The sequence below is a fragment of the Actinomadura atramentaria DSM 43919 genome, assembly GCF_000381885.1.
Classification (GTDB): Bacteria; Actinomycetota; Actinomycetes; order Streptosporangiales; family Streptosporangiaceae; genus Spirillospora; species Spirillospora atramentaria.
The window spans coordinates 13,507-31,535 of record NZ_KB907214.1; the positions used below are offsets into that span (position 1 = coordinate 13,507).

The 18,029-nt window shown below is 74.8% G+C and carries 16 protein-coding genes and 1 pseudogene; 7 read left to right on the plus strand and 10 right to left on the minus strand.

The window, feature by feature from the left end; genetic code table 11:
* Window positions 1–106: 106 nt before the first annotated feature.
* Window positions 107–508, plus strand: a complete 402-nt coding sequence (locus tag G339_RS0117570; protein WP_019632388.1) for a DoxX family protein — start codon at window positions 107–109, stop codon at window positions 506–508.
* 13 nt (window positions 509–521) lie between these two features.
* On the opposite strand, the gene G339_RS0117575 is transcribed toward G339_RS0117570, so the two are convergent.
* Window positions 522–1,079 carry a helix-turn-helix domain-containing protein gene (locus tag G339_RS0117575; protein ID WP_019632389.1) on the minus strand — a complete coding sequence of 186 codons (558 nt, stop codon included), beginning with the start codon at window positions 1,077–1,079 and terminating at the stop codon, window positions 522–524.
* Window positions 1,080–1,183: 104 nt separating this feature from the next.
* Between G339_RS0117575 and G339_RS0117580 the strand changes: the two genes are divergently transcribed.
* The 3 genes from G339_RS0117580 (at window position 1,184) to G339_RS0117590 (ending at window position 5,147) form a co-directional block, all read left to right on the plus strand.
* On the plus strand, window positions 1,184–2,299 hold the full coding sequence (locus G339_RS0117580) for an aryl-sulfate sulfotransferase (RefSeq protein ID WP_019632390.1): 1,116 nt from the start codon (window positions 1,184–1,186) through the stop codon (window positions 2,297–2,299).
* Between the two features lies 1 nt (window position 2,300).
* A complete protein-coding gene (locus G339_RS36165; protein ID WP_019632391.1) occupies window positions 2,301–3,644 on the plus strand; it encodes a uracil-xanthine permease family protein in 1,344 nt (447 codons plus the stop codon).
* 240 nt (window positions 3,645–3,884) lie between these two features.
* Window positions 3,885–5,147, plus strand: coding sequence for an alpha/beta fold hydrolase (locus tag G339_RS0117590; RefSeq protein WP_019632392.1), 1,263 nt, complete (start codon window positions 3,885–3,887; stop codon window positions 5,145–5,147).
* Between the two features lie 295 nt (window positions 5,148–5,442).
* Here the strand turns inward: G339_RS0117590 and G339_RS0117595 are convergent, their stop codons facing one another.
* The 4 genes and pseudogenes from G339_RS0117595 to G339_RS0117610 all read right to left on the minus strand — a co-directional run.
* Complete coding sequence (locus G339_RS0117595; protein WP_019632393.1) at window positions 5,443–6,714, minus strand: thymidine phosphorylase; 1,272 nt, start codon at window positions 6,712–6,714, stop codon at window positions 5,443–5,445.
* 11 nt (window positions 6,715–6,725) lie between these two features.
* Window positions 6,726–7,145: a cytidine deaminase gene (locus G339_RS0117600; RefSeq protein ID WP_019632394.1), complete on the minus strand. Its 420-nt coding sequence runs from the start codon at window positions 7,143–7,145 to the stop codon at window positions 6,726–6,728.
* A 45-nt stretch (window positions 7,146–7,190) separates the two neighbouring features.
* Entirely contained in the window at window positions 7,191–8,486 is a 1,296-nt protein-coding gene (locus G339_RS0117605; RefSeq protein WP_084693298.1) for an amidohydrolase, read from the minus strand.
* Between the two features lie 117 nt (window positions 8,487–8,603).
* A pseudogene (locus G339_RS0117610) lies at window positions 8,604–9,801 on the minus strand (glutamate--cysteine ligase); the annotation flags it as partial.
* A gap of 357 nt (window positions 9,802–10,158) precedes the next feature.
* On the opposite strand from G339_RS0117610, the gene G339_RS0117615 reads away from it, so the two are divergent.
* The gene (locus G339_RS0117615) at window positions 10,159–11,391 is read left to right on the plus strand and encodes a D-alanyl-D-alanine carboxypeptidase family protein (RefSeq protein WP_019632397.1); all 1,233 of its coding nucleotides are present in this window, start codon (window positions 10,159–10,161) and stop codon (window positions 11,389–11,391) included.
* A gap of 85 nt (window positions 11,392–11,476) precedes the next feature.
* On the opposite strand, the gene G339_RS0117620 is transcribed toward G339_RS0117615, so the two are convergent.
* From G339_RS0117620 to trpS, 5 genes are all read right to left on the minus strand, one after another.
* Window positions 11,477–12,238, minus strand: a complete 762-nt coding sequence (locus tag G339_RS0117620; protein ID WP_019632398.1) for an ArsR/SmtB family transcription factor — start codon at window positions 12,236–12,238, stop codon at window positions 11,477–11,479.
* Between the two features lie 101 nt (window positions 12,239–12,339).
* Entirely contained in the window at window positions 12,340–12,777 is a 438-nt protein-coding gene (locus tag G339_RS0117625; RefSeq protein WP_019632399.1) for a hypothetical protein, read from the minus strand.
* Window positions 12,778–12,853: 76 nt separating this feature from the next.
* Window positions 12,854–13,795 (minus strand): YihY/virulence factor BrkB family protein, encoded by a 942-nt coding sequence (locus tag G339_RS0117630; RefSeq protein ID WP_019632400.1) that lies wholly within the window; start codon window positions 13,793–13,795, stop codon window positions 12,854–12,856.
* 31 nt (window positions 13,796–13,826) lie between these two features.
* A complete protein-coding gene (locus G339_RS0117635; protein ID WP_019632401.1) occupies window positions 13,827–14,402 on the minus strand; it encodes a 2'-5' RNA ligase family protein in 576 nt (191 codons plus the stop codon).
* Window positions 14,392–15,438, minus strand: a complete 1,047-nt coding sequence (trpS, locus tag G339_RS0117640; RefSeq protein WP_019632402.1) for a tryptophan--tRNA ligase — start codon at window positions 15,436–15,438, stop codon at window positions 14,392–14,394. Before trpS ends, G339_RS0117635 begins: the two co-directional genes overlap by 11 nt.
* Before the next feature lie 270 nt (window positions 15,439–15,708).
* Between trpS and galE the strand changes: the two genes are divergently transcribed.
* Window positions 15,709–16,677 (plus strand): UDP-glucose 4-epimerase GalE, encoded by a 969-nt coding sequence (gene galE / locus G339_RS0117645; protein ID WP_019632403.1) that lies wholly within the window; start codon window positions 15,709–15,711, stop codon window positions 16,675–16,677.
* 452 nt (window positions 16,678–17,129) lie between these two features.
* Complete coding sequence (locus G339_RS36855) at window positions 17,130–18,002, plus strand: GHMP family kinase ATP-binding protein (RefSeq protein WP_084693316.1); 873 nt, start codon at window positions 17,130–17,132, stop codon at window positions 18,000–18,002.
* The last annotated feature ends 27 nt before the right edge of the window (window positions 18,003–18,029 follow it).

Consider the following 18,029-nt stretch of genomic DNA (forward strand, 5'->3'; position numbering starts at 1 on the left):
CCTGCGCCGGAGAACTTTCTCCGAAGAATTTCGGCCGGGATGTCGATCGGGGCGGACGCCGGACGACGTGTGGACGAGAACCGAGAACAACGGAAGGAACACCGCCATGACCACCGCCACCGCCGCCCCCGCCGTCCGCAGCACCCGCCGCCGCGCCCTGTGGGTCTTCCAGATCCTCGCCGCCGTGTTCCTGCTCGTCGCGTCGGCCGCGCCGAAGTTCGCCGGGCAGAAGGACGCGGTCGACACGTTCAACGAGATCGGCTGGGGCCAGTGGTTCCGGTACGTGACGGGCGCGGTCGAGGCGGCGGGCGCGATCGGCCTGCTCGTCCCGCGGCTCGCGGGCGCGGCCGCGCTCGGCCTGATCGGGCTGATGGCGGGCGCGGTCGTCACGCAGCTCACCGTCCTGGAGCCGGCCTGGGCGCTGTTCCCCGCCGTGTTGGCGGTCGGGTTCGCGCTGGTCGCCCGCGACCGGCGCGCCGAGATCCGCGACCTGCTGCCGCGCCGCTGAACCCGGCCGGGCGTCAGGCCGGGTCGGCCGTCCCGACGTCCACGTGGTCGGACACGCCGACGAGGAGCACGCGGGCGGCGGCGTCCACCGGGCGCCACCGGTGGGGCACGCCGCCCGAGCAGTACAGGGTGTCGCCGGGGCCGAGCTCGTACTCGCGTCCGTCCGCCTCCGCGACGACGCCGCCGCTCACGACGTACAGGATTTCGTCGTTGCGGTGCGTGAACTCCCGGTCGAAGGGGTGCTCGCCGGTGAACTCCAGGGCGTGGAGCTGGTGGTCGCCGCGGACGAGCGGGCGCACGCCGTCGCGCAGGGCGCTCGGCCCGGCGGCGCGGACGACGTCCACGTGCCGCGCGCCGTCCGCCGCCGCGAGGAGCCGGACCGCGGTGGTGTCGAGGGCGTCGGCGATGCGCTGGAGGGACCGCATGCTGGGGCGCGCGCGGTCGTTCTCGACCTGGCTGAGGAAGGGCGCGGACAGCCCGGAGCGCCGCGCGACCTCGACGAGGGTGAGGTCCAGGGCGCGCCGCCGCCTGCGGATTCCCGCGCCGACGCGCGGCTCGTCCGCCTCGTCCATCGGTCCCGCCCTTCCGTTCGCCGCCACCCTACGGGCCGATTGCACATATTCCCGACTTATCAAGTAGTTTGTGTATGTCAAAAAAAGTTTGATCGAGGATGGTCATGGCCCCCGTCGACCAGAACACCCGGCGCCGCCGGGGAACCGGGCTCATCGCCCTGGACCCCGACCGCGCCTTCCCCGGCTACACGCTCTTCGCCCCGCTGACCGGCGGCGGCGAGGTCTACCTGATCGACCTGCACGGCGCCGTCGTCCACAGGTGGGACCTCGGGTTGCGTCCCGGACGGCACGCGCGCGTCCTCCCCAACGGCAACCTCGCCTACAACGGCACGCTGCCCGGCCAGCCGACGCTGTTCCCGATGTGGGACAAGTACCGCGGCGGCTCGATGGCCGAGTACACGCCGGACGGAACCGTCGTCCGCGAGCACGTCGACCCGCTCCAGCACCACGACGCCCACCACCTCGGCGACGGCGGCGTGATCTACGCCGCGCTGGAGCCGCTGACCGGCGCCGACGCCGCGTCCGTGCGCGGCGGCGTCCCCGGCTCCGAGGCCGGCGGGACGGTCTGGGCCGACACGATCCGGCAGATCGACGCCGCCGGGAACCTCGTCTGGTCCTGGCGCGCCGCCGAGCACCTGGACCGCGCCGAGTACGCGCTGCACCCCGCCTACGCGCGCGAGCACTGGCCGCTGATCAACAGCGTGTCCGTGCTGCGGGACGGGAACGTCCTCGCGAGCCTGCGCAGCGTCTCGGCGGTCGTGGTGATCAGCCGGGCGACGGGCGAAATCCTGTGGCGCACCGAGCCCGGCGCCGTCTCCCAGCAGCACTGCCCCACCGAACTGGACGACGGCGGCCTGCTCGTCTTCGACAACGGCGTGTTCCGGCCGCACTCGGATGTTCCGTACTCGCGCGTCATCGAAATCGACCGGGCCACCGGTGCGATCCGCTGGGAGTACCACGACCCGTCGCGGGAGGCGTTCTTCGCGCCGTTCATGGGCGCCGCGCAGCGGCTGCCGAACGGCAACACTCTCGTCACCGATTCGCCAGGCGGACGCATCTTCGAGGTGACGTCGGACGGGTACCTGTGCTGGGAGTACGTCGTCCCGCACTTCGGCGGCTACCGCGAACCCGAGGTCGGGAAGATCTTCCCCGCCGAAGGGAACGCGCTGTTCCGCGCGTACCGGTACTCGGCGGACGAACTCCCCTGGCTCGGTGCGTGACATGACGACCACGACCGACAGCTCGGACGAGCGCACGGGCGACGGCACGAGCGAGCGGGTCGCCCCGGCGCGGCTCCTCCCGCTGGCCGTCCAGCACGTCCTGGCGATGATCGCGACGCCGATCTCCGCCGCGTTCATGATCAGCGCGGGGCTCGGGCTGTCCACCGCGCGCACCGCGTCGCTGCTCAGCGCCACGCTCGTCCTGTGCGGCGTCGGCGCGCTGCTCCAGTCGTTCACCGTGCTGCGGATCGGCGCGAAACTGCCGTTCCTCATGCTGCCGGGCGGCGCGGCGCTGGCGATCTTCCTGCAGATCGCCAAGGACCACGGCGCGGCGACCGCGTCCGGGTCGGTGCTGCTCGCCGCATTGTTCCTGCTGCTCGTACTGCCCGCCTACCGGTGGATCGCGCCGTTCTTCCCGCCGCTCGTGCTCGGCGTCTCCGTGCTGGTGATCGGCGTGAACATGCTGAAGGTGACGGGCGGCCTCGTCACCGGGCAGTCGACCTCGCCCGACTATGCGAAGCCGTCCGCGACGGCGCTGGCGTGGATCACCGTGGGCTGCACGGCGCTGTTCTTCCTGCTGCTGCGCGGTGTGTGGCGGCAGATGTCGGTGCTGCTGGGCCTCGTCGCTGGGTGCGCCATCGCCGCGCTCACCGGGCTTGGCACGTTCCACAAGGCGGCGGGCGGCACCGTCGTCGCGACCCCGCACCCGTTCCCGTACGGCACGCCGCACCTCGACCTCGTCGCCGCGCTGCCCCTGCTGATCTTCGCGCTCGCGTCCCTCGCGGAGGCCACCGGGCAGACGGTCCTGAACAGCGAGGCCGTGGGCCGCGCGCCCGACCCCGGCCGGGACGTCCCGCGCGTCGCGCGCGCCGACGCCGTGGTCTCCCTCCTCGGCGGCGCGTTCGGGACGACGCTGCTCGTCACCAGCTCGGAGAACATCGGCATCGTCCAGCTCACCGGCGTCCGCAGCCGGTTCGTGACGGCGGCGGCGGGCGTCCTGCTGATCCTCGCCGGCCTGTTCGCGCCCGTCTCGCGGCTGCTCGCGGCGCTGCCCGCGCCCGTCGTCGGCGGCGCGGCCCTGGTCATCTACGCGGTCATCGCGGTGATGGGTGTGCAGATGCTCGGCCGGGTCGACCTCTCCGGCCAGACGAACAAGATCGTCCTGGCGCTCGCGCTGACGGCGGGGCTGCTGCCCGTCGTCACCCCGGACCTCCACCAGGGCCTCCCGCAGTGGGGCCGGACGGTCTTCGGCACGGGCGTCACGGCCGCCGTCATCGCGGCGGTGGTCCTCCACGCGGTCTTCAGCCGCGTCACCGCCCACCGCGACCGCGCGGCACCGACCTGACCCACCGGCGCCGATCCACCGCCCGCCCGCCGAACCACGAGTCCGTCCCACCGCCGAGCGGCCCGCCTCACCGCCGAGGCGGGCCGCGCCGCAACCGCGCACCGCAAGAGCCTCCGCCGCACGACCCGACGCCGCGCGGTCCGCGCACGGACGGTCGCCACCGGGCGGGCGGGGGTCGATGGGGCCGCGCAGGCGAGAATTCCGGTGCCCTGCGAGCGCTCGCGCACGGATAATCGCGCGGTGCTCGTCCCTCCGCCGCGCCGCGCGCTCATCGACCGCTTCTTCTCCGTCCCCCTCGACCACGACCGGCCCGACGGCCCCCGGCTGCGCGTGTACGCGCGCGAGGTGCGGGACGCCGACCACGGCCGGGACCTGCCCTGGCTGCTGTTCCTCGGCGGCGGCCCCGGGTCGCCCGCGCCCCGCCCGTCCGGCGGGGAGGGCTGGCTGGACCGGGCGCTGCGCGACTACCGCGTGCTGCTGCTCGACCAGCGCGGCACCGGCCGGTCCACGCCCGTCGACCGCCGCCTGGCGGCGCGGTTCCGGGACCCGGCCGCACTGGCGGACCACCTGGCGCACTTCCGCGCCGACGCGATCGTGCGGGACGCCGAACTGATCCGCCGGACGCTCCTCGGCGACCGGCCGTGGAGCGTCCTCGGCCAGAGCTTCGGGGGGCTCTGCACGGTGACGTACCTGTCGTTCGCGCCGCACGGGCTGGCCGAGGCGTACATCACCGGCGGCCTGCCCGGCCTCGACGCGGACGCGGACACGGTCTACCGCGCCCTCTATCCCCGCGTCGCCGCCGAGAACGCCGCGCACTACGCCCGTCACCCGGACGACGCCGACCGGGCCACCGAAGTCGCCCGCTTCCTGCGCACCCGCCCGGTGACCCTGCCGAGCGGGCGCCGGTTGACGGTCGAGGCGTTCCAGTCCCTCGGCAACATGCTCGGGGGCTCGGACGGGAGCACGCGCCTGCACTACCTTCTCGAAGACCCGTTCGCGGGCGGCGACGAACCGTCCGACGCCTTCCTGTCCGGCGTGGACCGCGCGCTCTCCGACATCGCCGGCGGACCGCTGTACTCGCTGCTGCACGAGGCGACGTACGCGCAGGGCGAGGGCGCGACCCGCTGGGCGGCGCACCGCGTCCGCACCGAGTTCCCCGCCTTCGGCGTCGCCGAGCCCCTCTTCTTCACCGGTGAGATGATCTACCCCTGGATGTTCGGCGCCGACCCGGCGCTGCGCCCCTTCCGCGAAGCCGCCCACCTCCTCGCCGGACGCCCGTCCTGGCCCGCGCTGTACGACGTCGCGCGGCTGCGCGCCAACACCGTCCCCGCGGCCGCCGCCGTCTACGAGGACGACATGTACCTCGACCGCGACCTGTCCCTCGCCACGGCGCGCACGATCGCGAACCTGGGCGTCTGGCGGACGGCCGAGTACCGGCACGACGGCCTCCGGATGAGCGACGGCGTCGTGCTGGATCGCCTCATGGAACGCGTACGCGGCTGACCTCCCCCGACCGGCTTCGCGGACGCCCCGGACGATCGACGGCACAACCCCGCCGAGTCCGGCGCGGTCCCGCCTCGGCCGGACGTCCGTCCGCTCCCGTACGAGCGGACGGAGCAGTCAGCGCCGCACTCGGACCGGCCCTCCCCGCGTACGCCCGACGCCGGTCTCGCCTCGCCGCCGCTCGGCCCGGCGTACGGCGCCAACGCGCTCACCGCGTCGGCCGCGACCGGCCGCGACCGGCCGTGACGTGCGCGGCGTCGAGTCGGGCACCGTCGTCCGCTTCGGCCGGGCGACGTCAGGTGATCCGGTCGATGACCAGCGGATTCTCCGGCACCGGTTCGTCGCCGATCGTGAAAGCGCCGGCCAGCGCCTCCAGCGCGCGGGGAAAACGGGACGTGTCGTCGGCGTGCAGCGTCAGCAGGGGCGTGCCCTCGCGCACCCGGTCCCCCGGTTTGGCGTGGCACAGGATGCCCGCGCCGAACGACACCGCGTCCTCCCGCCGCGCCCGCCCAGCCCCGAGCCGCCACGCCGCGACGCCCACCGCGTAGGCGTCCAGCCGTGTCAGCACCCCGGAGGACGGCGCGCGCAGCACGTGCTCCTCGCGCGCGACGGGCAGCGGCGCGTCCGGATTGCCGCCCTGCGCGACGATCATCCGCCGCCACACGTCCATCGCCGACCCGTTCGCCAGCGCGTCCGCCGGGTCCTTCCCGGACACGCCCGCCGCCGCCAGCATCTCCCGCGCCAGCGCGACGGTCAGCTCCACGACGTCCGCCGGACCGCCGCCCGCCAGCACTTCCACGGCCTCGGCGACCTCCACCGCGTTCCCGACCGCGTTCCCCAAGGGACGGTCCATCCGCGTCAGCAGCGCCACCGTCCGCACGCCGCGGTCCGCGCCGATCGCGACCATCGTCCCGGCCAGCTCCCGCGCCGCCGCCTCGGACTTCATGAACGCGCCCGAGCCGACCTTGACGTCCAGGACGAGCGCGCCCGTCCCCTCCGCGATCTTCTTCGACATGATCGACGACGCGATGAGCGGGATCGACTCGACCGTCCCCGTCACGTCCCGCAGCGCGTACAGCCGCCGGTCCGCCGGGGCGAGGCCGGAACCGGCCGCGCAGATCACCGCGCCGGTCCGCGCGAGGACGTCCAGCATCTCCGCCTCGCTCAGCGACGCCCGCCAGCCCGGAATCGACTCCAGCTTGTCGAGCGTCCCGCCGGTGTGCCCGAGCCCGCGCCCGGACAACTGCGGGACGGCCGCACCGCACGCCGCGACGAGCGGCGCGAGCGGCAGCGTGACCTTGTCCCCGACGCCGCCCGTCGAGTGCTTGTCCACGGTCGGCCGGTCCAGCGCGGACCAGTCCATCCGCGCCCCGGACCGGATCATCGCGTCCGTCCACCGCGCCACCTCGGCACGGTCCATCCCGTTCAGCAGGATCGCCATCGCCAGGGCCGCCATCTGCTCCTCGGCGACCGCGCCGCGCGTGTACGCGTCGACCACCCAGTCGATCTGCTCGGGGCGCAGCGCGGCCCCGTCCCGCTTGGCGCGGATGACGTCGACGGCGTCCACGGCGGTCCCTCTCAGGCTCGGTCGGTCAGGTCGCCCGCGCCGAACGCGTCCGGCAGCACCTCGGCCATCGACCGGACGCCACGGACGGTCTCCAGCAGCATCCCCGGCCCGCCGTGCTCCCACAAGACCTGGCGGCACCGCCCGCACGGCATCAGCGCCGCGCCGTGCCGGTCCACCACGACGACCGCGACGAGCCGGGGCCGCGCCGCCCGCGCCGCCCCCGCCGCACCGCCGTACAGCGCCGACACCAGCCCGCACTCCGCGCACAGCCCGAGCCCGTACGAGGCGTTCTCGACGTTGCAGCCGGTGACGACCCGCCCGTCGTCGGTGAGCGCCGCCGCCCCGACCGGGAAACCCGAGTACGGGGCGTAGGCGCGTTCCATCGCGGCCCGCGCGGCGGCGCGCAGCGCGGGCCAGTCGATCTGCGTCATGGGCTCAAGCGTGCCGCACCGGGGGGCGCACGCCGGCGGGGAGGGTCAGGCCAGCGCGGTGCCCTCGACGGGCTCGCCGTCGGCGGGCCGCCGCCCGTCCCACAGCGCCGTCAGCGCGGTCGCGGTCAGGACCCGCACGCCGACCGGGATGCAGCTCTCGTCCACGTCGAAGTCGCCGCGGTGCAGGTCGTAGTCCGCGGTGGAGCCCGGCGCGCGGACGCCGAGCCGCGCCAGCGCCCCCGGCACCGACTCCAGGTACCAGCCGAAGTCCTCGCCGCCGAGGCTCTGCGGCGTGGGCACCGCCCCGTCCTCGCCGAGGACGAGCGCCGCCGCGTCGCGGAACATCTGCACGCTCGCCGCCTCGTTGACGGTCGGCGGCACGCCCCGCACGTACTCCAGCGACGCCTCGACGTCGTAGGCCGCGGCGACCGACGCCAGCAGGGACCGCATCATCTCCGGCGCGCGGTGCCACGCCTCGTCGTCCAGGCAGCGGACGGTGCCCTCCGCGACGCCGTCGTCGGGGATCGCGTTCGCCACCGACCCCGCCGACACCCGCCCCCACACCAGCGACAGGCTGGACCGCGGATCGACCCGGCGCGACAGCGCGGCGGGCAGCTCGGTGACGATCTTGGCGAGGGCGTACACCAGGTCGGCGGTCAGGTGCGGGCGCGCGGTGTGCCCGCCCGGCCCCGTCACCCGGACGTACACCTTGTCGCACGCCGCCGTGATCGCCCCGGCGCGCAGCCCCAGCTCGCCCACCTCGATGCGCGGGTCGCAGTGCAGCGCGAACGCCCGGTCCACGCCCGCGACGCCGCCCGCCGCCAGGACGTCCAGCGCCCCGCCCGGCGACTCCTCGGCGGGCTGGAACAGCAGCCGCACCCGGCCGGGCAGCAGCCCCGCCGCCGCCTGCTGCGCCAGGAACAGGCCCGCGCCGAGCACCATCGCGGTGTGGACGTCGTGGCCGCACGCGTGCGCGACGCCCGGCACCGTCGACCGGTACGGGACGTGCGTCTTCTCGTCCTGGAGGGGCAGCGCGTCGATGTCGGCGCGCAGCGCGACGGTCGGCCCGTCCTCCGGCCCGACGTCGCAGATCACGCCCGTGCCCTTCGGCAGGACGCGCGGCGCGAGGCCCGCCGCCGCGAGCCGTTCGGCGATCCGCCGCGTCGTGCGGTGCTCCGCCCACCCCAGCTCGGGGTGCATGTGCAGGTCGCGGCGGAACGCGACCAGCTCGTCGGCGTGCCCGGCGAGGAACGCGTCGAGCTGCTGCTGCAGCGCCCCCGCCGTGCCCCCGGCGGGCGAGGATGCGAGGCCGGGCACCACGCCCGGCGCTGATTGCGTCATGTGCGCCCCCTGTGCGAGGGGCGGGCGCCGCGGCGCCGCGCCCCTGGTCGGTTCGGTGCTCGCTCCGGCCGGCCCGGACCCGGGCTCGGCCCGCGGGACTCCCCGGGCGGGCGCGCGCCCGCCGTCCCGCGACGGGCCGTGCGGCCCTTCACTTCCCGGCATGGACGGCCTCCCCGAAGGTGACGAACCGGTCCTCGGCGAGCTCGGTGACCGCCGCGTCCACCACGTCCTCCAGGGAGCCGCCCGCCGTGCGGACGGCCCGCTGCCGCTCGTAGGACGCCCCGAGGTCCAGGACCTCCCCGGCCACGGCCAGCTCCTCGGCGCAGCCCAGCCGCTCGGCGACGGGCTCCAGCTCGCGGATCAGCTCGTACAGCTCGTCGCGGAGCGGGGCGGTGTTCCCGCTGTCGTCGGTGATGACGACCGCGTCGAGCCCGTAGCGGGTGGCGCGCCACTTGTTGTCGCGCACGACCCACGCGGCCGGACGGGGCAGGGTGTACCCGCGGTCGATCTGCTGTTCGAACAGCGTCACGAGGCTCTGGCACAGCGCGGCCGCCATGCCCACCTCGCGCAGGGTGGGAATGCCGTCGAACATCCGGATCTCGACCGTGCCGAAATCGGGATGCGGGCGGATGTCCCACCATACCTCTTTGATGCTCCGGATGGTCCCCGCGCGCAGCAGGGTGGCCATGTACTCCTCGAACTCCGCCCAGTCCCCGAGGAGGTGGGGGGTGCCCGCCGTCGGGAGCTGCCCGAACACGATGGCGCGGCTGGACGCCAGCCCCGTGTCCGCGCCGCCCCAGTACGGGCTGGACGCCGTCAGCGCGAGGAAGTGCGGGAGGTACCCGGCCAGCGCGTTGACGATCGGGATCGCCTTGTCCGCGTCCGTCACGCCCACGTGGACGTGGACGCCGAACGTCTGGATGCGGCGCGCCAGCCACTGCATCTGCTCCACCAGGTCGGCGTAGCGCTGCATCGGCGCCATGACGGCGTCGCGCCAGTCGCTGATCGGGTGGGTGCCGGTGCAGGCCGGGGCGATCCCGCGCGCCGCCGCCGCGCCGCGCAGCGCGGCGAGCGTCTCGGCGAGGTCGCTCTTGGCCTCGCCGACGGTGTGGCAGATGCCGGTGACGATCTCGACCGTCGACTCCATCATCTCGTGCCGCGCCTTGGCCTGGTCGCCGCCCTCGCTCAGCGACGGCAGGTCGGCCAGCACCTCCCGGGCGTCCTGGCGCAGGTGCCTCGTCTTGGTGTCGACGAGCTGAAGCTCCCACTCCACGCCCAGCGTCGCGCCGCGTGAGGGGTTGAAGTCAATGGCCACGGAGACCTCCGTCCGCAATCCTCGCAGTTCGGCGTGCGGCACGTGGTGCTGTTCCGCCAGCGGGTGATGAAGGCTGCACAAACGCCGGTACAGGCACCTCCTCCGCGACCATTGTGACGCCAGGGGCCGGACGGGCCGCTGAATCCCCGTCGTTCCCCGCCCAATTGGCCCGTACGGAGGGTGACCGGACCAGGGGCGCCCACCGCTTTCGGCCATGCCTTCCCGATTCGTCACCACCCGAACGAACTAGCTCGATGGCCCGGCTTGATCATTGCTCGACCGGGACCGAGGGGATAGATCGGGTTTCCCCTTGATGGGTACGGTTCATTCGACACACCGCTGAAAGCTCGGGGAACGATGAACACACGGGTACTTCCGCGCCGCGCCGCCGCCGTCCCGGCGGCCGCCGCGCTCGTCCTCTGCGCTCTGCCGGGCGTCCCCGGCGCGGCGGCGGCCCCGCCCGAGCCGGTGGGCGGCCCGCGGCTCGCGGAGACCGGCACGATCGTGGACGCGCCCGCCGGGTTCCGCGCCCCGCCGAAGATCAAGGCGGCGTCGTGGGTGATCGCGGACGCCGACAACGGGCAGATCCTCGCCGCGAAGGACCCGCACGGCAAGTACCTCCCGGCGAGCACGCTGAAGACGCTGACCGCGCTGACGCTCATCCCGAAGCTGGACCCGAACCGGCTCGTCCGGCCGTCGCAGAAGGCGTGCGACGTCGAGGGCACCAAGGTCGGGATGACGCCGTCGATGCAGTACAAGGTCCACGACCTGTTCAACGCGCTGCTGATGATGTCGGCGAACGACGCGGCGGTCACGCTCGCGGAGGCCAACGGCGGCATGGCCCGCACCATCGCGGACATGAACGCCGAGGCGCGGCGCATCAACGCCCGCGACACGCTCGCCGCGTCGCCGAACGGGCTGGACGTCGACCTCGGGCTGAACGTCCACACGCAGCACACGTCGTCGTACGACCTCGCGCTGATCCTGCGCGAGGGCATGAAGAACCCGGACTACCGCGCGTACGTCCGGACGCTGACCGCGCACTTCCCCGCGCCGCCCACCAAGAAGCAGCGCAAGAAGGGCAAGAAGGTCGGCGGCTACCCGATCTACACGCACAACCGGATGCTGCCGGGGCAGCCGTACGCCTACCAGGGGATGCTGGGCGGCAAGAACGGCTACACGGTCGCGGCGGAGCAGACGTTCGTGGCCGAGGCGCGGCGGGGGAACCACACGATCCTCATCTCGCTGATGAAGGCCGACGCGCCGCCCTCCGAGTACGCGACGAAGCTCCTGAACTGGGGGTTCGGGGCGGTCGGGAAGGTGCGGCCGGTGGGGACGCTCGTCGCGCCGGGCGACGCGGCGACCAAGGCCGCGGCGGCGGGGCACGGGGCGAACCTGCCCGCGGCGTCCCTCGGCTCGGCGGAGACGGACCGGACGTGGTGGCTCGTCGGCGGCGGCGCGGTGGGCGTCGTCGCGGCGCTCGCGGTGCTGACGGCGGTGCTGCGGCGCCGCCGCCCGCTGCCGTCCCCCGCGCCGGTCGCCGCGGCCGCCCCGCCGGACCCGGACCGCATCCCGGACGAGACGCCGTAACGGGCCGCCGGGCACTGCGGACGCCCGAACCTGCCGGGCATCGGCGGCTCGGCCGGTGCGGCGACCGACGGGACCAGGCGCACGGTCAGCGGGGCCTGACGTCCAGGGCGCGGGCGAGGCCCGCCGTGCCCGCCTCGGTGACGTGGACGACGCGCGGCGACGTGCCCCGGCGCAGCCAGCCGAGGTCGAACAGCCGGTCCAGCAGCGCCGCGCCGAGCGCGCCGGACAGGTGGTGGCGGCGCTCGGTCCAGTCCACGCAGTACCGGACGAGCGGCCGCCGGGCCGGGAGCGCCGCCACGTCCACGCCGAACTCGGCGAACCAGGCGCGGCCCGCGTCGCTCACCCGGTAGTCGATGTCGCGGCCGTACGCGGACGGCCGGTCCAGCACGGCGAGCCCCGGCCGGTGGACGCCGTCGTGCCCGACGAGCAGCCCCCGCTGCAGCAGCGCCTGCATGACGTCCACGCCGAGCAGTCCCGCGAGGTGGTCGTAGCAGGTCCGAGAGCGGCTGAGCGCGCTCGCGCGGCTGCTCTGCTTCAGCGTCCGTCCCGGCACGGGCGGTGCGATGACGGCCAGCGCCTCCAGCGCCGCGCCGACCGCGGGCCCGGCGAGGCGGTGTTCGCGCCGCCGCCCGCGCCGCTCGGTCGTGACGAGTCCGGCGTCGGCGAGCCGCGTCAGATGCTCGCTCGCGGTCGGCAGCCCGATCCCCGCCGCGGCCGCCAGGTCGCTGGTGGACGCGCTGCGCCCGTCGCCGAGCGCGTTGAGCATGCGGGCGCGGGACGGCTCCGCGATCAGCGCGGCGGCCCGCGCGATGTCGGGTTCGGCGGCCCGGGCACCAGAAATAGTCACATTCTCGAAGGTACGACACGGACACTTCGCCCTCGACCGAAGTTTCCGGCGCGAGCCAGGGAGGACTGCTCCCGCCCCGTCGCCGTACCCGCAACGGCGGGTCAGGCCGCCAGACCGAGGGCCCGGAAGGTCACGCGCTGGTCGAACCAGAGCAGCGTCACGGTGGCGGCGGCCATCGCGGCGGCGAGCGCGAGGTGCTCGGCCGGCGTCGTCAGCGCCGCCCCGCACGCGCCGAGCACGACGTGCAGGCCGAGGCGCAGGCCGATCAGACCGAACGTGATCTTGCGGGTGCGGCTGTTCTTCAGCATCGCCCGGACGAGCTTGACCCGGCGGCGCAGCACCGTCAGCCCCACGACCGCGTTCACCGCCGCGAGCGCCGCGAGGACCACCCACGCCCGGTCCCACGCCTTCCACACGTCGAACGCCCCGGCCATCACGCCCTCGAACGCGAAGAACCACACCGGGAGCGGCCGGACGCCCCGCAGCTCCGCCGGGTCGATCTCCCGCGCGCCGCGCAGCCGGGCGATGATGCCGTTCATGTCCGCTCCAGGGGGTCGTGCCGTGCTGACCTCCTCATCCTCGCCGCGCGGCCGGCACCGGCGGCAGAGCCGGTCCTCACCGGTTCTGCTGGGACAAATGTCCCGGCGCGACGGCCTCCGGCGCGGCGTCCGCGCGGCGCACGGCCCGCCGCGTCGCCGTCCACGCCGCTGCGAGCAGCGCCCAGCGCGACGCGAGGTTGATCCAGACCATCAGCCCGACGAGCACCGCGAACGACGCGTAGACCGGGTTGTGCGTCGTCCGCGACAGCAGCGTCGTCGCGGCCTGCTTCAGGACCTCGAACCCGACCGCGCCGAGCAGCGCGCCCCGGCAGATCCGCCGCCACGGCGCGCGCGTCCCCGACAGCCGGGAGAACAGCACCAGGAAGATCAGCGCGTTGGACGCGACCGCGACGGCCAGCGACAGCCCGCGCAGCGCCCCGGCCGCGCCCGGCACGCCCGTCAGGCCGAACCAGCCGAGCGCCGCGTGGGTCGCGGTGCCCGCCAGCGCCGACACCGCCATGCCCGCGAGCAGCGTCGCGCCGAGGAACAGCAGCACCCCGCCGTCCACGGCCTTGCGGACGAAGAAGTTGCCGGGCGCGCTCGGGTCGTTGCCCCAGACGTCCCGCAGCGCCTCGCGCAGCGCGTCCACCCAGCCGAGACCGGTGAACAGCAGCGCGCCGAGCCCGACGAGCCCCACGGTCGCGCGGGACCGCGCGATCTCGTCCACCCGGAGTTCCGCGGACAGGCCCGGCAGGATCGAGTCGACCGCGTCTACGAACGCGCCGCGCGCCGCGTCGCTGACCCCGACCGCGTACCCGAGCAGCGCGTACGCCAGCGCGACGAGCGGGAAGAACGACAGGAACCCGTAGCAGGTGAGCGCGGCGGCGAGCCGGTCGCCGCGGCGGTCCTGGTAGCGCTCCAGCGCGCGCACCAGGTGGTCGACGCCGCCGGAGCGCTCCCGCGCCGCCGCGAGCAGCTCGCCCGCCCGGCGGCGCGGGACGTCGATCACCTTCGGCATGTACCGTGCGTACCCGCTCGCGCGCGGCCGATCACCGGCCGTCCGCGCCGAACACGAAGTCGCGCCGCCGCCGCCACACGCCGTCCGGGTCGTTCTCGTACAGCGCGAAGCCCCACGCCTCGAAGTCGGCGCGGAACCCGGCGAGCTCCTTGAACGCGCGGTCCATCGCGTCGTCGGGCAGGTTGTGGGCGATCGTCACGTGCGGGTGGTACGGGAACGGCGGCTCGCCCGCCAGCGGACCCGACATGACGCGCGCCTGGACGCGCTCGCAGCCGCCGATCCCCTCGGCGAGCGCCACGAACACGACCGGTGAGACGGGCCGGAACGTTCCCGTGCCGCGCAGCCGGATCCAGAACCGCCGCTCGGCCGCCGCGACGTCCCGCAGGTGCGCCACGACGGCCGCCAGGGCGTGCCGCGCCAGCCGGGTCGGCGGCACGAGCGTGATGTGCGTGGGGATCGCGCGGGCGTGGGGATCGCCGAGCGACTCGCGCATCCGCTGCAGCCGCGTCCCGAACGGGTCGGGGATCGGGATCGCGATGCCGATCGTGGCGCCCGGACCGGGAGGCGGCATCCCGGGCACCATCGTCTCGGCCGGGTCAGCGGCCACGTCCCACGAACCCCACCCGGTCGCGGACGGTCTCCATCGTGCGCGCCGCGACGGCCCCGGCGCGCTCGGCGCCGCGCGCGAGCAGCTTGTCCAGCTCGTCCTCGTCGGCGAGCAGCCGTTCGGTGCGCTCGCGGATGGGGGTGAGGGCGTCCACGACGATCGCGGCGAGGTCCTTCTTGAACTGGCCGTAGCCGCTGCCCGCGTACCGGGCCTCGATGTCGGCGAAGGACGTCCCGTCCAGCGCGGCGAAGATCCGCATCAGGTTGGTGACGCCCGCCTTCTCCGCCTCGTCGTAGCGGACCTCCGTGCCGGTGTCGGTGACCGCCCGCATGATCTTCTTGCGGAGCGGGCCGGGCTCCTCCAGCAGGTCGATGATGCCCTGCGGGGACGACGCCGACTTGCTCATCTTCACCGTCGGCTCCTGCAGGTCGGTGATCTTCGCCGACGTCTGCGGGATGTACGCCTCGGGGACCACGAACGTGTCGCCGAACCGGTGGTTGAACCGCTGCGCGAGCGTGCGGGTCAGCTCCAGGTGCTGGCGCTGGTCCTCGCCGACCGGCACCTGCAGCTCGCGGCCCGGCCCCGGCTCGGGCGTGTAGAGCAGGATGTCGGCGGCCATCAGCACCGGGTACGTGAACAGGCCGACCGTCGTCGCCGACGAGCCGTGCTTGGCGGACTTGTCCTTGAACTGCGTCATCCGGCCCGCCTCGCCGAACCCCGTCATGCAGCCCAGGATCCACGCCAGCTCGGCGTGCTCGGGGACGTGGCTCTGCACGAACAGCGTCGAGCGGTCCTGGTCGATGCCCATCGCCAGGAGCTGCGCGGCGGCGACCCGGGAGCGGCGGCGCAGCAGCGCCGGGTCGTGCTCGACGGTGATCGCGTGCAGGTCGACGACGCAGTAGAACGCCTCATGGCTGTCCTGGAGCGCCACCCACTGGCGCAGCGCGCCGAGGTAGTTCCCGAGGTGGAACGAGTCGGCGGTGGGCTGGATGCCGGAGAGCACGCGCGGAGCGGCGGAGACAGGCGCTTCGGACATTTGCACGGATTCGATTCTCTCAGGCCCGGCCGGGGACGGCACCGCCGGCGGCGAGACCGTCCGGTCTCCTGGCGGTGACACCACCACGGGCCGGGGCGGCGGTCGGGCGGGAGCGGACGCCGGACCGGCCGCGGCCGCCCCGGGGCGGATCTCCGGCGGCGCGGTGCCGCGCCCTGCGTCCCGCTCATCATATGTCGCGGCGGCGCGGCGCTCCGGCGCGGTGCTCGTCGGTAGCCTGAACCGCGTCGATCATCGTCGGGGAGGTCTCGCGTGAAGGTACTCGTCACCGGCGGCGCCGGTTACATCGGCGGCGTCGTCGCGGCCCGGCTGCTCGCGGCCGGGCACGAGGTCGTCGTGCTGGACGACCTGTCCACCGGGCACGCCGACGCCGTCCCGGCGGGTGCCTCGCTGGTGCGCGGCACGCTGCGGGACGCGTCCTGCGACGTGCTGTCGGGCGGCGGCTTCGACGCGGTGCTGCACTTCGCCGCCAAGTCGCTCGTCGGGGAGTCCGTCGCGAACCCCGCGCTGTACTGGGACAAGAACCTCGGCGAGACGCTGGCGCTGCTGGACGCGATGCGCCGCGCGGACGTCCGCCGGATCGTGTTCTCCTCCACCGCCGCCACGTACGGCGAGCCGGAGTCGACGCCGATCGAGGAGACGGCGCCGACCCGTCCGACCAACCCCTACGGCGCGTCCAAGCTCGCCATCGACACGACGCTCGCCGAGTACGCGCGGCTGCACGGCCTCGGCGGGGTCTCGCTGCGGTACTTCAACGTCGCGGGCGCGCTGCTCGACGGCGGCCTCGCCCTCGGCGAGCGGCACACCGTCGAGACCCATCTCATCCCCAACGTCCTGAAGATCGCCCTCGGCGACGGGGACGCCGTGCGGATGTTCGGCGACGACTACCCGACGCCCGACGGGACCTGCGTCCGCGACTACGTCCACGTCGTGGACCTCGCCGCCGCGCACCTGCTCGCCCTCGACGCGTGCGAGCCCGGCGTCCACGAGGTCTTCAACCTCGGCAGCGGGTCCGGCTACTCGGTGCGCGAGGTCGTGGACGTCTGCCGCGCCGTGACCGGGCGGCCGATCCCGGCGGAGGTCGACGCGCGGCGGCCCGGCGACCCGGCCGTCCTCATCGCGTCCTCCGACAAGATCCACCGGATGCTCGGCTGGAAGCCCGAGCGGGACCTGACGGCGATGGTCCGGGACGCCTGGACGTTCCTGTCGGCGGCGCGGTGACCGTCCCGCCCGCTCCGTCCGGCCGCTGGCGCGCGCCGGGCCGCGTCGTCCTGCTCGGCGAGGAGCACGACGCGACGGGCCTCGCGCTGGTCTGCGCGATCCCCGCCGGCGTCGAGATCACGGCGACCCGCGCGGCCTCACCGGACGAGATCCGCTTCTCGGACGAGCCACGCGCGACAGTGCGCACGGACGCGCGCGACACATCGGTACGTGCGAATGTGCGGGACAAGGCGGGACGCACGGACGCGCGCGAGAAAGTCGGTTTCTCGGGCGGAACGCCGTCAGCGGGCGGCGGGGCGGGGCGCGGCGGGTTCCGCGCCCGTGTGTTCGCCGCATTCCGCGGCTTCGGGCGGCGGACGCAGGCGCGCGTCGCGGGAACCGCGGACGGGCCGGTGCCAGACCGAACAGCGGCGGACGGGCCAGCCGCGGACGGAGCGGCGACGGACGGGCCGATGGCGGACGGAACCGCGACGGCCCGGCCGTGGACCATTCCGGCCGTGCTGGTCGCGCACCGGCTGCGGGAGCGCGGCGCGGGCGGCGTCGTGGCGACCGTCCGCACGGATCTGCCGCCGGACGCCGGGCTCGGCGCGCCCGCCGCGCTCGCCGCCGCGACCGCGCTCGCCCTGCGCGACCTGTACGGGCTCGGCCTCGACGCGACGGCGCTCGTGCCGTTCGCCGCCGAGCCGGGCCGTCCCGACGCGGCCGCGTCCCTGCTCGGCGTCGCCGGGCGCGCGCTGCTGGTGGACCGGCGCGGCGGCGGTGCCGGCAGCCTCCCGTTCGACCTGGCCTCGGCCGGGCTCACGCTGCTCGCCGTCGACACCCGCTCAGGCGCGGACGCCGCGCGCGCCGCCACCGCGACCCGGCCCGGGGAATGCGCGGCAGCGGCGGAACGACTCGGCGTCGCCGACCTGGGCGAGGTCCGCGACCTGGCCGATGCGCTGAAATCCCTGCGCGACCCGGTACTCCGCCGCCGCGTCCAACACGTAGTCACCGAACGCCACCGGATCGAGGCGGCGGCGGGCCTGCTCCGCGCGGGCGCGTTCGCCGAACTCGGCGCCGTGCTCAACGCCTCCCAGATGTCCCTACGCGACCAGTTCGAAACGTCCTGGCCGCAGGCCGACGCGACCGTGGACGCCGCCCTACGCGCGGGCGCCCGCGGCGCCCGCATCGCAGGCGGCCCCGGCGGCGCGGTGGTGATCCTCACCGCCACCGCCCGCGCACAACAGATCCGCGACGCCATAACCACCGCGTTCACCACGCGCGCCTGGCCCACCCCGACCTTCCACGACGCAACCCCCTCCGACGCCGCAACCCGACTCCTCTGACCGGCACCCGCCGCCAGATCGTGGGGT

Excerpts from the sequence above, each read along its gene's own strand:
- trpS (WP_019632402.1), bottom strand. The coding sequence starts at position 15,438 with ATGTCCGAAGCGCCTGTCTCCGCCGCTCCGCGCGTGCTCTCCGGCATC.
- G339_RS0117615 (WP_019632397.1), top strand. The coding sequence starts at position 10,159 with ATGAACACACGGGTACTTCCGCGCCGCGCCGCCGCCGTCCCGGCGGCC.
- G339_RS36855 (WP_084693316.1), top strand. The coding sequence starts at position 17,130 with ATGGCGGACGGAACCGCGACGGCCCGGCCGTGGACCATTCCGGCCGTG.
- G339_RS0117575 (WP_019632389.1), bottom strand. The coding sequence starts at position 1,079 with ATGGACGAGGCGGACGAGCCGCGCGTCGGCGCGGGAATCCGCAGGCGG.
- G339_RS0117605 (WP_084693298.1), bottom strand. The coding sequence starts at position 8,486 with ATGACGCAATCAGCGCCGGGCGTGGTGCCCGGCCTCGCATCCTCGCCC.
- G339_RS0117580 (WP_019632390.1), top strand. The coding sequence starts at position 1,184 with ATGGCCCCCGTCGACCAGAACACCCGGCGCCGCCGGGGAACCGGGCTC.
- G339_RS0117630 (WP_019632400.1), bottom strand. The coding sequence starts at position 13,795 with ATGCCGAAGGTGATCGACGTCCCGCGCCGCCGGGCGGGCGAGCTGCTC.
- G339_RS36165 (WP_019632391.1), top strand. The coding sequence starts at position 2,301 with ATGACGACCACGACCGACAGCTCGGACGAGCGCACGGGCGACGGCACG.
- G339_RS0117570 (WP_019632388.1), top strand. The coding sequence starts at position 107 with ATGACCACCGCCACCGCCGCCCCCGCCGTCCGCAGCACCCGCCGCCGC.
- G339_RS0117625 (WP_019632399.1), bottom strand. The coding sequence starts at position 12,777 with ATGAACGGCATCATCGCCCGGCTGCGCGGCGCGCGGGAGATCGACCCG.
- G339_RS0117600 (WP_019632394.1), bottom strand. The coding sequence starts at position 7,145 with ATGACGCAGATCGACTGGCCCGCGCTGCGCGCCGCCGCGCGGGCCGCG.